Consider the following 13,294-nt stretch of genomic DNA (forward strand, 5'->3'; position numbering starts at 1 on the left):
TTGCTCTGACCATTACCGATTTTATTATGTTTCCTGAGAATAATCAGGTAATTAATCATTTTGAGTTCCGAGAAAAAAGTACCAACATCAGCTACGTAGAAAATTACTTACAATTATTGTTTGTAGAATTACCGAAATTTGAGAAGCAGTTGGAGCAGTTAGAAGAATTGGATGAGTTGTGGATGTATTTTTTAAAAAATGCCCCTTCTTTAGATACAGTCCCAGATAAAATGGCACAACTCCCAGAGTTTCAACAGGCATTTGGGATTGCTTCTCAGGCGAACTTAACCAGGAAGGAGTTGGAGGAACTAGGAAAACGAGAAATGTTTATTCATGACCAACAAGGGCTGATTATATTTGCTGAGAAACAAGGAATGAAACAAGGAATAGAAGAAGGAATGAAACAAGGTAGAGAAGAAGGGGAGAAAGAAAAAGCCCAAGCAATTGCACGCCAACTTCTGCCTCTTTTGGATGATGAAACGATTAGCCAAACTACTGGCATACCTGTAGAGGAAATTAGGAAGCTTCGCTGAACAATTCAAAAGGCAATAGACTAATGAAGAATTTAGAATGAAGAATGAAGAATGAAGAATGAATTTTTAGCCTTAGCTAGTTTTGTAGGGTGGGCAAGGGGAGATAAATTGGTTGGAGCGCTTGGGTTGACCAATCACCTTGCCCACCCTACAGGATCGGACGTTTTAGTGGGTAAAACTCCTAGAGTTTTCCCTACAGCTGATCTGTGCTAACCTTTTGCCCACCCTACAGGATCTCAATTCTAAATTCTTAATTCTAAATTCTTAATTCTTAATTTTACTTGACAAAATAAATATAATCATTATGATTATATTTATAAACCTAAACAACAATTTCTAGACTATGACTCAAAACTCTCAGCCCAATTCAAACAATAATTCAAACGGATTCATTGTTCCGTACATTTTGAAAGGGTCTCGCCAGCAAATCACCCATACCGCCCATATCCTGAATGCCCTCGGCTACATCCAAATTTCGGAATGGGGTCCTCTTCAACCCACTGGAACTCCAGGGGAATATATTACGATGATCTACAGGTATTGGATTTGGCGTTAACACCTTGTCTTGATGCAGTCGCTCATGGGGGAAACCAACGGCAGTTGCTCATGGGGGGAACCCCCAAGACCGCGCTGCCTCCCCAAGACCGCGCTGCATCGCTAAATTTCTGGGGGGGTTTCCCCCCCCTGGCCAAAGGCAAATCAGATCCGATCAGGATTGGATAGCTGAGAAAATTGAGTGCATAGTCGAAAATTCCTAGCCGTGGAAAGTATTTCTGCGGCGATTTTTTTTTGGTTAGTTATTAGGGAGTAAAATATTGTAGGGTGGGCAAAAAGTGAACACAGATCAGCTGTAGGGAAAACTCTAATACTTTTGCCCACCAAAAAGAGCCACTTAATCCTGGTGGGCAAGGTAATTCCTCAACCCAAGCCCTCCAACCAATTTATTTCCCCTTGCCCACCCTACAAAACTAAACTCTTAATTCTTAATTCTAAATTCTTAATTCTTCATTCTTAATTCTTAATTCTTCATTCTAAATTCCTTGGGAAACAAAACCAGCCCAAAAGAAAGGATGAGCAAAAGGAAAATCCTCCTTACTCAAAGACTCCAAACGCTGTTGCTCTCTATCGAATTGACGCACAATGTTGACCCACTTAGCCAACTCTTCCTCATCTCCCTGATCCTTAGCATTCTGTTTAGCAGCTTTGGCTTCGTTTAACTTTTGTGCCAGATGTTCCCTTAACTGAGGCTGATAGTTATCAGCAAAGTCCTTTCCCGTTAAATTGCGCAATTTAATTTGCCCTTGCTGTAGTGCTTGGGAGCGGCTCATCCCTGACCTGCGGCCATGGTAGTAAAAAATTGCTAATAAAGCACTGGCCAAATCATCTACGGACCATTGGGTACTCACCACACTCCTGGCTCCAGCACAGAGAAAACCCGTAGCTAGACTAAGCAAGTCATCGGTAACTTTGGTAAGAGTGAAATTAACTTCGCAGGCTGAGGCAAAAACTTCGGAGAGATTGGGCATCCGCCAACCAGGAGTTAAAAGTTGACCCAGGGTAAGGGAACCATCTCCTAACCTTAACTCAGATTTCAAGGGCTCCATGGGGTTAGATTGGGCATGATGGCTGGAGTGGAAGATATGCACTTGCTGGGCTAAGGTTTGGTATGATTTGACCGTGGCATTGCGTCCTTGTAAGCGCTGCTCATCAGGAACGTGATACATTTCCGCCAGGGTTTTGCATTCAAAACTGGCAAAGGGCAGATCCTCCGTTGCATCTTCGACTATACCCATTTCCTGACCTGCAATTGCTGGGCGTTGGTGGCAATAGTGGAGGATTTGGCAACTGGGAACCAAGCGAATACGAAAGCGATCGCATAAATAAGTAGTGTTGGTAACAGGTTTAGTGGCAAAGGGTTTGGAGTCTTTGTTGGGCAAGTCTATGCGAGTTTGAGAAACAGAACTCTTGTCTGGCTCTGCTGGTAATAAACCCTCTTGCTCTCCCCGTTTTAAGGGCAACGCAGCAAAAGGAATCTGATGTAAATATCCATAAGGCACAATAATCAACTCCTCAATCCCACTCAGATAGTGTCCCACCAGCTCCTGCAACTGCAAGTGCTCCGCAAGTTCTTCAAGAAAATCCCCCATCTTCTGTTTCCATTTACTGTTTGAAGCAACATAGGGATTGAACCAGTTTGGTCCAATCCAATTGTGTAACTTATCCACCCCCTGCCCAACACAAGTAAAAACTTGAGGACTGCGATCCTTACGTAGGATAAAAATATGGGTATCCTTTATTGTTGTATAGAAACTAAGCAGAGCAGTAGTTGGTTCCTGGATTAACTGCTGCATTTGCTGCCAATCGAGATGCTCCACTTGAATTTGTCCTGCCAAGACAGGGTCATAGCGGCGCAGTTGTTGCCAAACTTGCTGTTTTTGTGCCTCTAATTCCTGGATTTCTTTCTGGTATTTTAATAAAGCGTCCCTAGTCAAGGATTGATCAGATTGTTTCAGTCCCATTCCCAATGACAGGGTTTTATTAGGAGTTCCTGCCAGAACTGGAACAGCCTCCGAAGCAGAACCAACACGGAGGGCATTGATACGCCGTTGCAGTTCCTCGTAGTCCTGCAAATGCTGTTCTAGTTCTGGGATAATTTCTCCCCCTTGGTAGAGTTCATTACTAGCCATCATATCTAACAACCGTTGGGCACGAGAACGTTCAGTATATTCCACTGCTTTCTCGATCTGACCTAAGTTGAGGCAAGCTTGTACTATATTGTCATACACGTCAATGGCATCAGCAATAATGTCTTGGCGACGCTCCTCATCAATTGCCCAACTCCGGCTTTGTTCTACGGCTTGGATAGCTAGGGCGTAGCCTTCGATAGCTAGTTGCCAATTGTTATTTTCCAGACCAACATTACCTAAATTACGAGCTGTTCTCAGACAGTCAAGAGGGAAGTTTGCTGGAGTATAGATTTCTAGGGCATGTTGATAAGCAGTGATGGCTTGTTCGATATTATCTGCCCTATCTCCTTTGATTCTGTCGAAGTACGCATTACCGAGATTGTTTTGAGTTGATGCCCACTCTTGGGGAAATGCTGACTTTTTACGGATTTCTAGGGCATGTTGATAAGCAGTGATGGCTTGTTCGATATTCTCGGCTCTATCTCCTTTTATTCTCTGATAGTAGGCATTACCGAGATTGTTTTCAATCCTTGCCCACTCTTGGGAAAATGCTGACTTTTTACAAATTTCTAGGGCATGTTTATAAACAGTGATGGCTTGTTCGATATTCTCGGCTCTATCTCCTTTTATTCTATCAGTGTAGGCATTACCAAGATTGTTTTCAATCCTTGCCCACTCTTGGGAAAATGCTGACTTTTTACGGATTTCTAGGGCATGTTGATAAGCAGTGATGGCTTGTTCGATATTCTCGGCTCTATTTCCTTTTATTCTATTCTTGTAGGCAGTACCGAGATTGTTTTGAATCGTTGCCCACTCTTGGGGAAATGTTGACTTTTTACGGATTTCTAGGGCATGTTGATAAGCAGTGATGGCTTGTTCGATATTCTCGGCTCTATCTCCTTTTATTCTGTCACAGTAAGCATTGCCGAGATTGTTTTGAGTGGATGCCCACTGTTGGGGAAATGCTGACTTGGTACGGATTTCTAGGGCATGTTGATAAGCAGTGATGGCTTGTTCGATATTCTCGGCTCTATCTCCTTTTATTCTATCAGTGTAGGCAGCAGCGAGATTGTTTTGAATCGTTGCCCACTGTTGGGGAAATGCTGACTTGGTAAGGATTTCTAGGGCATGTTGATAAGCAGTGATGGCTTGTTCGATATTCTCGGCTCTATCTCCTTTTATTCTATTCTTGTAGGCATTACTAAGATTGTTTTGAGTGGATGCCCACTGTTGGGGAAATGCTGACTTGGTACGGATTTCTAGGGCATGTTGATAAGCAGTGATGGCTTGTTCGATATTCTCGGCTCTATCTCCTTTTATTCTATCAGTGTAGGCAGCAGCGAGATTGTTTTGAATCGTTGCCCACTCTTGGGGAAATGCTGACTTAGTAAGAATTTCTAGGGCATGTTGATAAGCAGTAATTGATTGTTCGATATTCTCGGCTCTATCTCCTTTTATTCTATCCAAGTAGGCATTACCGAGATTGGTTTTAGTCATTGCCCACTCTTGGGAAAATGCTGACTTGGTAAAGATTTGTAGGGCATTTTCATAAGCAGTGAACCCTTGTTCGATATTCTCGGCTCTATCTCCTTTTATTCTATTCTTGTAGGCATTCGCGAGATTGTTTTGAGTGGATGCCCAATCTTGGGGAAATGCCTCCAAGGTGAAAACTGTGGCAACGACTTGATAACTAGCAATGGCAATTTCTAGGTTATTAGCTATATCACCTAGAGGAAACTCTTTAATCAAACTGCCGAATTGGCTAATAACTCTAGCAACAGATTCAGCTTCTTCTGACTGAAGTTGAAGAAGCTGTTCCTTTGCAAAAAATTGCAGTATCTGCCCTAAGTTTTCATCTAGTTTGTCTAGGTTCTGTTCCAGTACGGGGTAAACGGATTGAGGACTATCGTCAGTTGCAACTGCTTGCAAGATGGACTGTAGGAAATTGAGATAGTCTTCTAAAGGAACTTCAGTCGGGGAAATCCCGAGTATCTCTGCTAATTCCCCTGCCAAATTTAACAACCAATTGGCATTGTTATCTCCATCCTCTTCCATTTGTGCTGCTACTGCTGCCATGATCTGCACCAACTCCGGATTCACTAGTTCTTGGTTGGCCTGCAGTATTTCCCCTTCCTGTCCATTAGGGCATTGTAGCAGTTGTTGGATCAGGTTTAAATAAGCTTCAATTGCTTGTTCGTCCATATTTTCCTATTCTGTTTCCTGTTACCTAATTCTAAGCAGATGCTTTGACTACCTCGAAAGAGCGATAAAATGCTTGCCAATTATTGCTATCTTCTGCCAACCTTGTCCACAATTCCTTAAGCCGTTCCGGATTCCAAATGGGAGCTGGTTCTTCTTCATTAGGCGTTAACCAAGGTAAATCCAAGGAATCTTCTAAGACAATAGCCAGAAACTCCTCTTGCCCTACCGTATCAAATGTTATCTCTTCACACATTGCCCCTGACTGAGGCATCAGCATTTTCTTATCTTTGAGTCGATTAACTGGAGCAAAAGCTTGGGAAGGACAGAGTACATAGTTGGTAACTACACCGTTATTATATATACCACGATGTAGTAACAACAAATGCTCTTGGTCACAATCTAGCTCCACATGCATATGGTAAGAAACGCCTACAACAACTTCATGCTTCTTGCTTTTAGGTACAACTATCCTATTAGAATTTGGAGTAAAACCAAGCCAATGAGAAGGAGATGCCGCTTTTTTAATCAGGGTTTGCCAAAGGCAATCCATTTGCCAGTAAGGAAATTTATGTTCCCATAACCAGCCATAAGCAATTCGCCAGGGAGATTGTCCTTGATCCGCTGGTCTTCCTGGTGGGCGGTTGTCCAAATTTATCCCATGTTTTGCCATTTCCTCCTCAAAGTGATTTTTCAGCTTGTCCAGTACTTCCCCAATGGTAGTACCAATGCTTGGTTCATTAAACCCTCCCAGTTCTTCTTTCATTTGGCGAGCAATGTCAACATTCTTTTGTTCCCAGTTTTCAGGAGTAAAACGCAGTTGAAAGCATAGTTTTTGGGTTTCGGTGGTATTTATAGAGAAAATTTGGTCAGTTATGTATTCAATGAACTGTTGTTGTTGAGATTGTTGGTTGGTCATGGTATTTATCCTAAGAAAGGGAGCAGGGAGCAGGGAGTAGGCAAAAGGCAAAAGGCAAGAGGCAAGAGGCAAGAGGCAAGAGTTAGAAGAGGCTTCCAGCCTGTAATAGTTAACTCTTATAAGCTTCTAGCCTCAGCTTTGTGGCACAGGCTTCTAGCCTGTGAAACTTAACTCCCATAAGCTTCTAGCCTCAGCTTTGTGGCACAGGCTTCTAGCCTGTGAAACTTAACTCCCATAAGCTTCTAGCCTCAGCTTTGTGGCACAGGCTTCCAGCCTGTGACCGACTGAATGCTTACATTTGTGCTTACCTAAATTCTGCCATGTAGATTGGTAATTGTGTTAGATGATCACAAATTTTTATTTGTTTTTATTTTCGATTATTTTAGTTTATTAATTCATAGTTAAAATTTCGGTTTTTATTTAATTAAATTTTCCAATAAATACCATCCCAGTTTTTTTATATCAAACTCCTATACACCTATTTTTTTAGTCAAGAAGGTAGAAGTCATAACCATTTACATTGACAATCATAGCCATGAATAATAATAATAATCGCAACCGAAAACGTTGGCTATTAATAGAGTTCGTTGTGGAGTTACTAGCTTTATTCCTTGATGCAAATCTAATCATAGTCTTGAATCTTTGCTTGTTGATTTGGCGTTGGTTCAGGGAAGAAGAGGAGGAGGAGTAGGGTCGATATCATAGTTGTAAAAAAGAAAGTAACTGTGGCAAGGGTGGGGAGATGGGGAGTGTAAGCTCAACAGGATTTTTTTCCCTCTTCCCTGTTCCCTGTTCCCTGTTCCCTGCTCCCTGTTCCCTGCTCCCTAAAATATAGAAATTTGTACTTCACAAGTTGTAGAATTGCTATATATAGCATCGTTGTAGTCTACTACTTTTTTGAGAGGTTGTCTGAGAAGTCCCATTTGCTACATCCAAGCCCCCTAAATCCCCCAATTTTGGGGGACTTTTAGAAGCAAATTGACTCTTGTTCCCCCCAAAGTTGGGGGGCTAGGGGGGCAAAATTCAGTATCAAAAAACTTTTCAGATATCCTCTGAGTAAACGCACCCTCAGCCCCATCTCAGCCATGAAATTCATCAGCCCCAAAACCGACTTTGCCTTTAAAAAAATCTTTGCCTCCCAGGAAAGTAAGCCGATTCTGATTAGCTTCCTCAATGCTCTTGTCTATCACAATCAACCTCTCATCCAAGATTTAGAAATTATTGATCCTTATCAGTCTTCTCCTCTGCCAATCCTCAAAGACTCTTTCCTGGATGTGAAAGCTAAGCTGACGGATGGTTCTCTAGTGATTATTGAAATGCAGGTTTTGCAGGTAGAGTCTTTTGCTCGTCGAGTTTTGTATAACGCAGCTAAAGCTTACTCACTACAATTAGGTAAAGGGGAAGGCTACCGTTATCTCAAACCAGTGATTGCTCTGACCATTACCGATTTTATTATGTTTCCTGAGAATAATCAGGTAATTAATCATTTTGAGTTCCGAGAAAAAAGTACCAACATCAGCTACGTAGAAAATTACTTACAATTATTGTTTGTAGAGTTACCGAAGTTTCAGAAGCAGTTGGAGCAGTTAGAAGAATTGGATGAGTTGTGGATGTATTTTTTAAAAAATGCCCCTTCCTTAGATACAGTCCCAGATAAAATGGCACAACTCCCAGAGTTTCAACAGGCATTTGGGATTGCGTCTCAGGCGAACTTAACCAGGAAAGAGTTGGAAGAACTAGGAAAACGAGAAATGTTTATTCATGACCAACAAGGGCTGATTATATTTGCTGAGAAACAAGGAATTAAACAAGGAATGAAACAAGGTAAAGAAGAAGGGGAGAAAGAAAAAGCCCAAACAATTGCACGCCAACTTCTGCCTCTTTTGGATGATGAAACCATTAGCCAAACTACTGGCATACCTGTAGAGGAAATCAGGAAGCTTCGCTGAACAAGTCAAAAGGCAATAGACTAATGAAGAATGAAGAATGAATAATGAATAATGAATAATGAAGAATTTAGAATGAATTTTTAGTTGGGTAGGGTGTGTTAGGGACGGACTCAGCCTGGTTTTATCAGTAGCCAGTATTGGGACAGTCCGTCCGAAAATTGGAACGGGCAAGATGCCCATTCCACCCACCGGGTCAACTGTTATCTCTTGCCTCTTGCCTCTTGCCTCTTGCCTCTTGCCTCTTCTTTGTTCCCTGTTCCCGATTCCCGATTCCCGATTCCCGATTCCCAATTCCCAATTGAACACCGCTATAAGTAATTTTTCGGAATAAATCGAGGATTATTATAGCTTTCGTAAATCTTAATTTCTGATCAACATAGATTAAAAAGATATAAATTATTATGTTAGGTTTTAATCAAAGTAACTTCATAATTCCAATTTCAGCGGGCATGGTAATAACGCAGGATTTGCCAAAAAGACTTGAAACTATTGAAATTGAGAATAAATACGAAGATTGCCTGTTCATGAAATTAGAGGGGACTATCGTTCAGCCAGATAAAATTGACCTACTTTTAACGATAAACTTTCATGATCAATTTTTAGAACTACCGGGTGGTAGCATCAAACTTGGGCTAACCGGTGGAGAGCTAAGGCTGAACTTAACTAATGGCAAACTTCCCTATTCTAACCGTGGTTTCAATGATGATTTTAAGGTTTCTATAGAGAAAAAGCGACGGTCAAAGCAAGGTAGTCAAATTCACCATGACAAGAAGATGTCCATGGGTTTAGATCCTACTTCCAATCAATTTGAGTTCAACATAGGTACTGAATTAAATCTCAGGAAAAATATCAATCACGAAAAAACTGATGAATTCACCATCATGGATTACCAGATAACATCCAAAGGTGGAGAAACTAGTCCAGCCTGGGTTTTTGCAGCCAAAAGTGGTGAGCCATTATTAACTGGAACCCTTAGCAGTATATGGTTATGCAGCATTACCAAACTAGACATCAATGAACCCTGTTATATCGAAGCAATTTTCACAGTTTTGCAGAAAAATGTCCATCTTTATGAAGCGGAGGGAATATGGTTTCAAGAAATTAGTCGAGAAGAACGGGCAGTCCTAGATCGAAAGATTGTCTTATTTTTACTCAAGCGCCAATTAAAACCTTATGTAAGTCGGTTAGTATTGCAGGATGTTTAATCAAGAATTAAGCCAGGAAATAAAGAAGACACTCCAAGGTTTTCGAGCCGCCAAGACCAAGAATTTCTTGAAATTAGCAGAAGTTGCTGGTTTAGATATTAGTAGTGACTTTGCAGGTGCTAACCTTAGGGGTGTTAATCTCAGTCGTCTTAATCTCAGCCATGCTGACTTAAGTGATACTGACTTAAGGGATGCCAAACTGAGTGGGGCTGACTTGAGTAGCGCTGACTTGAGTGGGGCTGACTTGAGTGGCGCTAGCTTGATTTCAGCAAACTTAAGCCATGCTAATCTCAGTAATGCCCAAGTCACAGGAACTCGGTTTGGCAAAAATCTCGGTCTGGTTGAACAGACCAAGGATAACCTGATCAAGCGAGGAGGGATATGGGAACCTAGTATCACGGAAGTGCTTCTGGCTTGGAATGAATTGAATGACCGTGACCGAGATTGGATGATTGCCACAGGGGAGAGTAAAGAAATTCCAGCTGGTCATGTCTTGATTCATGAAGGACAATCGATCAATGCCCTCTACATTGTGCTCGATGGCATCTTAACCGTTTCGGTCGAAGCTTGGAAAAGTCGGGAAATTGCTCGATTATCCAACGGTGAAGTAGTCGGAGAAATGTCTTTTGTGAAAGATCATCCCCCTTCCGCTACAGTTAAAGCTTTAGAAGACTCCATTGTGTGGTCAATTGATCGAGCTAAATTAACCCATAAACTAGAGCAAGACCCCCGTTTTGCAGCTCGTTTTTATCGATTGCTTGCTGCTGCTATTGCTGATCGAATATATCTGACCACAATTAGCTTACTTTACTTCGAGAAAGAGTATCAAATAGAAGACCCAATGGCGACTCACCTGAACATTGATGAAAAGGACCCAATCAAAACCTATGAAAAAGATATTTTAGACAAAACTAAGGCAGCGTTACTGATTAATGGGGTGATTGAATCGTGAGCTATCAGCTATCAGCTTAAGCGCTACGCGCACGCTACGCGAACAGCTATCAGTTTTCAGCCTGACCGCTGACCACTGATGTCTGACGGCTGACGGCTTACCGCTGACCGCTGACCGCTGACCGCTGAAGGCTGAACGCGCACGCGTGCGCGTAGCGCTTAAGCTGAAAATTAATCCTCTTTTTTAATCACTTTAAACTCATCTAGCAATTGCACCCAAGTGATAGCATCTCTCTTGTCATAAACCCAAGCGATCAGATTGATATCTCCTGTTTCCCAAGCAAATTTCCACCAAGCATCTAACTGTTCTTCTGTAACATCTAATCCTATTATTTCTTTTTTAAAAGTATCACTGGTAGGCTGACTAGACTGATGTTCCTGGATAAACTGTTGCCAGTCAGTTACGGTAAAATTAAAATCGTAATCCTGTGCTATCTTAACTACCTCTTCTGGATTTATAGTAGCTATTAGCTGCTGTTTTAAATCTTCTTGTTGAGAAATAGCATGGAAAAATTGAGTAACAGTTTCTGTAGAGATTGTAGACATTGTAGATATTAGCTATAAAAAATGCGTCACTCATGGACGCTAGTTAATCGACTTTACATCTACGATTATAATTAATGACAATTATTAATTATTATTCTTTCGAAAAAGATAAAGGCCAAGAAGATAAAGGTGCTGTCTCTAACAACGCAGCACTGAGACTATCGTGAATCTTGGCATTAGTTGCCAGAATCCGCCCAGAATTAATATCAATAGGACTGCCATCATAAGCGGTAACTTTACCACCAGCTTCCTGTAGGATAACGATGCCAGCGGCTATATCCCAAGGAGAAAGCCCTCGTTCCCAATAGCCATCCAATCGTCCAGTAGCAACATCACACAAATCGATGGATGCAGAACCACTACGACGAACGCCTTGAGTCAGATGAGTCAGGTAACAGAACTCGGCATAGTTGTTATCGGAAGTCTGCCGCCGGTCATAGGCAAATCCAGTGACTAACAAGCTCTTACCCAGCTCAGAGACTTGGGAAACCTGGATTGGCTGACCATTGCAGGTTGCGCCTAAGCCCACAGCTGCACACAATAACTCATCTCGAAAGGGGTTATATACTGCTCCCACCTGAGGCTTGCCGTCAATCAACAACCCCACAGAGGTAGCAGCAATGGGGTATTGATGGGCATAATTAGTAGTACCATCGAGGGGGTCAATCGCCCATAGGTATTTACTTTGATTGTCTCCCAGTTGACCGGATTCTTCTGCGAGAATCGAATGGTCTGGTACATCGTTTTTGAGTATATCTAAGACTACTGCTTCTGCTTCTTTATCAGCTGCAGTGACTAAATCTCCAGGACGTCCTTTCTCTTCTACAGTTTTGAGATTGCCCCAGTAAGTTTTCAAAACATCACCAGCAGCAGTGGCAGCTTTAGCGGCAATATCAAGGAAAGTTTGTAGTTGTTCGGAGGTATGTTCTGTCATTGAGCAGATAACCTGTAGTTTATCAATTGAGTCGGTAAGCAGTCAGCGGTCTAGCCGTCAGCGGTCAGCTGTCAGCTGTCAGCTTATTTTATTCAAAAGCACCGATTGCGCGTAGCCCATAGGCTGATAACTGATAGCACCTCAAGTAGCACCTCAAGTAGCGCTTTGGCTGATAGCTGATAACTGATAGCTGATAACCACTATGGATTTTGACGGCGAAATTCTGCTGGTGTCAAGCGCAAAGGCTGATCTGGGTTCCAAATTCCATAGCCCATAATTCTGGCGTATTCTTGAGCACGAGCCATTACATCATCATATTTGTTATTGGGGGCTAGGGGTGAAGCTAAGGCACAGCCCTTAGCTACCAACTGCTCATTGACCAACACACCATCTACCCATACATAGGCTAACCAGCGACTATAGCGGTCTTGTTCCTCTACATCGAGCTCTAACATAACCGATTGTTGATCACTAGTTTCACTAAGGATCTTCTGTAAACAGCTTTTGGCCTGATCTCCCCAGGGCTTTTGTTTCCAGCTTGGTGCCTCTATACCAATCATCCGGATTCGTGCCACTAATGGTGGATCTTGATTGGTGATCAAGACATCCACCGTGTGTCCACTGATCACCTGTTGCACTTGAGCACTAGTCTGGTTGGGGACATTGGTCAATTGACAACCCCCGAGGAAGAGCAGAAAGCAACTAAGCAGGCTACCCGCTCTACTGTACCTCTGCTCTGCTATTGTCCTAATCTTCATCCAGTGGCAGCCCAAACCGAACTTTGCCTTTAGCAAAATATCGACCGAACTGAAGTTCATACACTTCATCTTCATCCTGAGTCTCTACCTCTAGGTCTGACCGGGGATAACTCACACACAATAGAGCATAGCCTTGCTCCCGCAATTGTGGAGATAGTCCCATGGCTTCCGGTTGGTAGACTTTTCCTGCCAACACTCGCACTGCGCAAGTGGTACAGGCTCCATTGCGGCAGGCAAAGGGTAGCTCTACACCTTGGTTTTCTGCGGAATGCAAGATATAGCGGTCTGTTGGCACGTTTACCTTGTGCTTAGCACCAGTTTGGCGATTATGAATCTGAATGGTGTACGATTGAGTCATTGACTTCGTATATAATTTTCTGTATAATAAGAAATCGGGCGATGAGTTGAGAAAAATTCAAAGCTCCAACTGAATACTTTACCTGGAGAGGTGGCCGAGTGGTTGAAGGCGCAGCACTGGAAATGCTGTTTAGGGGCAACTTTAACGAGGGTTCGAATCCCTCCCTCTCCGTATCCATTCGATCAATACTATCAGCATTCAGCGGTCAGCGGTCAGCCGTCAGCGGTCAGCCTTCAGCATTCAGCATTCAGCGGA

12 protein-coding genes and 1 tRNA gene are annotated in these 13,294 nt (G+C 42.5%); 7 read left to right on the forward strand and 6 right to left on the reverse strand.

Annotation, left to right across the window (positions count from 1 at the left end; genetic code table 11):
* Together F6K52_RS21290 and F6K52_RS21300 are read left to right on the forward strand one after the other, a co-directional pair.
* Positions 1 to 533: Rpn family recombination-promoting nuclease/putative transposase (locus F6K52_RS21290; RefSeq protein ID WP_293082242.1), on the forward strand; the 533-nt coding region annotated here is incomplete at its 5' end.
* A 480-nt stretch (positions 534 to 1,013) separates the two neighbouring features.
* The gene (locus tag F6K52_RS21300) at positions 1,014 to 1,256 is read left to right on the forward strand and encodes a hypothetical protein (RefSeq protein ID WP_293082275.1); all 243 of its coding nucleotides are present in this window, start codon (positions 1,014 to 1,016) and stop codon (positions 1,254 to 1,256) included.
* 308 nt (positions 1,257 to 1,564) lie between these two features.
* Here F6K52_RS21300 and F6K52_RS21305 read toward each other — a convergent pair whose 3' ends face one another.
* Positions 1,565 to 5,422: a CHAT domain-containing tetratricopeptide repeat protein gene (locus F6K52_RS21305; protein ID WP_293082248.1), complete on the reverse strand. Its 3,858-nt coding sequence runs from the start codon at positions 5,420 to 5,422 to the stop codon at positions 1,565 to 1,567.
* Positions 5,423 to 5,453: 31 nt separating this feature from the next.
* Positions 5,454 to 6,410, reverse strand: coding sequence for a hypothetical protein (locus F6K52_RS21310; protein WP_293082251.1), 957 nt, complete (start codon positions 6,408 to 6,410; stop codon positions 5,454 to 5,456).
* 1,013 nt (positions 6,411 to 7,423) lie between these two features.
* On the opposite strand from F6K52_RS21310, the gene F6K52_RS21315 reads away from it, so the two are divergent.
* From F6K52_RS21315 to F6K52_RS21330, 4 genes are all read left to right on the forward strand, one after another.
* Positions 7,424 to 8,287, forward strand: a complete 864-nt coding sequence (locus F6K52_RS21315) for an Rpn family recombination-promoting nuclease/putative transposase (protein WP_293082255.1) — start codon at positions 7,424 to 7,426, stop codon at positions 8,285 to 8,287.
* 137 nt (positions 8,288 to 8,424) lie between these two features.
* Positions 8,425 to 8,589: a hypothetical protein gene (locus F6K52_RS21320; protein WP_293082258.1), complete on the forward strand. Its 165-nt coding sequence runs from the start codon at positions 8,425 to 8,427 to the stop codon at positions 8,587 to 8,589.
* A 147-nt stretch (positions 8,590 to 8,736) separates the two neighbouring features.
* Positions 8,737 to 9,492 (forward strand): hypothetical protein, encoded by a 756-nt coding sequence (locus F6K52_RS21325; RefSeq protein WP_293082260.1) that lies wholly within the window; start codon positions 8,737 to 8,739, stop codon positions 9,490 to 9,492.
* Positions 9,485 to 10,444, forward strand: coding sequence for a pentapeptide repeat-containing protein (locus F6K52_RS21330; protein ID WP_293082263.1), 960 nt, complete (start codon positions 9,485 to 9,487; stop codon positions 10,442 to 10,444). Before F6K52_RS21325 ends, F6K52_RS21330 begins: the two co-directional genes overlap by 8 nt.
* A gap of 170 nt (positions 10,445 to 10,614) precedes the next feature.
* Here F6K52_RS21330 and F6K52_RS21335 read toward each other — a convergent pair whose 3' ends face one another.
* The 4 genes from F6K52_RS21335 to F6K52_RS21350 form a co-directional block, all read right to left on the reverse strand.
* Positions 10,615 to 10,989 carry a Nif11-like leader peptide family natural product precursor gene (locus F6K52_RS21335; protein WP_293082266.1) on the reverse strand — a complete coding sequence of 125 codons (375 nt, stop codon included), beginning with the start codon at positions 10,987 to 10,989 and terminating at the stop codon, positions 10,615 to 10,617.
* 91 nt (positions 10,990 to 11,080) lie between these two features.
* Complete coding sequence (locus F6K52_RS21340; protein ID WP_293082269.1) at positions 11,081 to 11,923, reverse strand: inositol monophosphatase family protein; 843 nt, start codon at positions 11,921 to 11,923, stop codon at positions 11,081 to 11,083.
* Between the two features lie 200 nt (positions 11,924 to 12,123).
* Positions 12,124 to 12,594, reverse strand: a complete 471-nt coding sequence (locus F6K52_RS21345) for a thermonuclease family protein (protein WP_293082272.1) — start codon at positions 12,592 to 12,594, stop codon at positions 12,124 to 12,126.
* Positions 12,595 to 12,670: 76 nt separating this feature from the next.
* On the reverse strand, positions 12,671 to 13,039 hold the full coding sequence (locus F6K52_RS21350) for a 2Fe-2S iron-sulfur cluster-binding protein (RefSeq protein ID WP_008178059.1): 369 nt from the start codon (positions 13,037 to 13,039) through the stop codon (positions 12,671 to 12,673).
* 84 nt (positions 13,040 to 13,123) lie between these two features.
* Between F6K52_RS21350 and F6K52_RS21355 the strand changes: the two genes are divergently transcribed.
* Positions 13,124 to 13,210: transfer RNA gene (locus F6K52_RS21355), tRNA-Ser, on the forward strand.
* The last annotated feature ends 84 nt before the right edge of the window (positions 13,211 to 13,294 follow it).

Origin of the sequence: Moorena sp. SIO3H5, from assembly GCF_010692395.1 — a bacterium.
Classification (GTDB): Bacteria; Cyanobacteriota; Cyanobacteriia; order Cyanobacteriales; family Coleofasciculaceae; genus Moorena.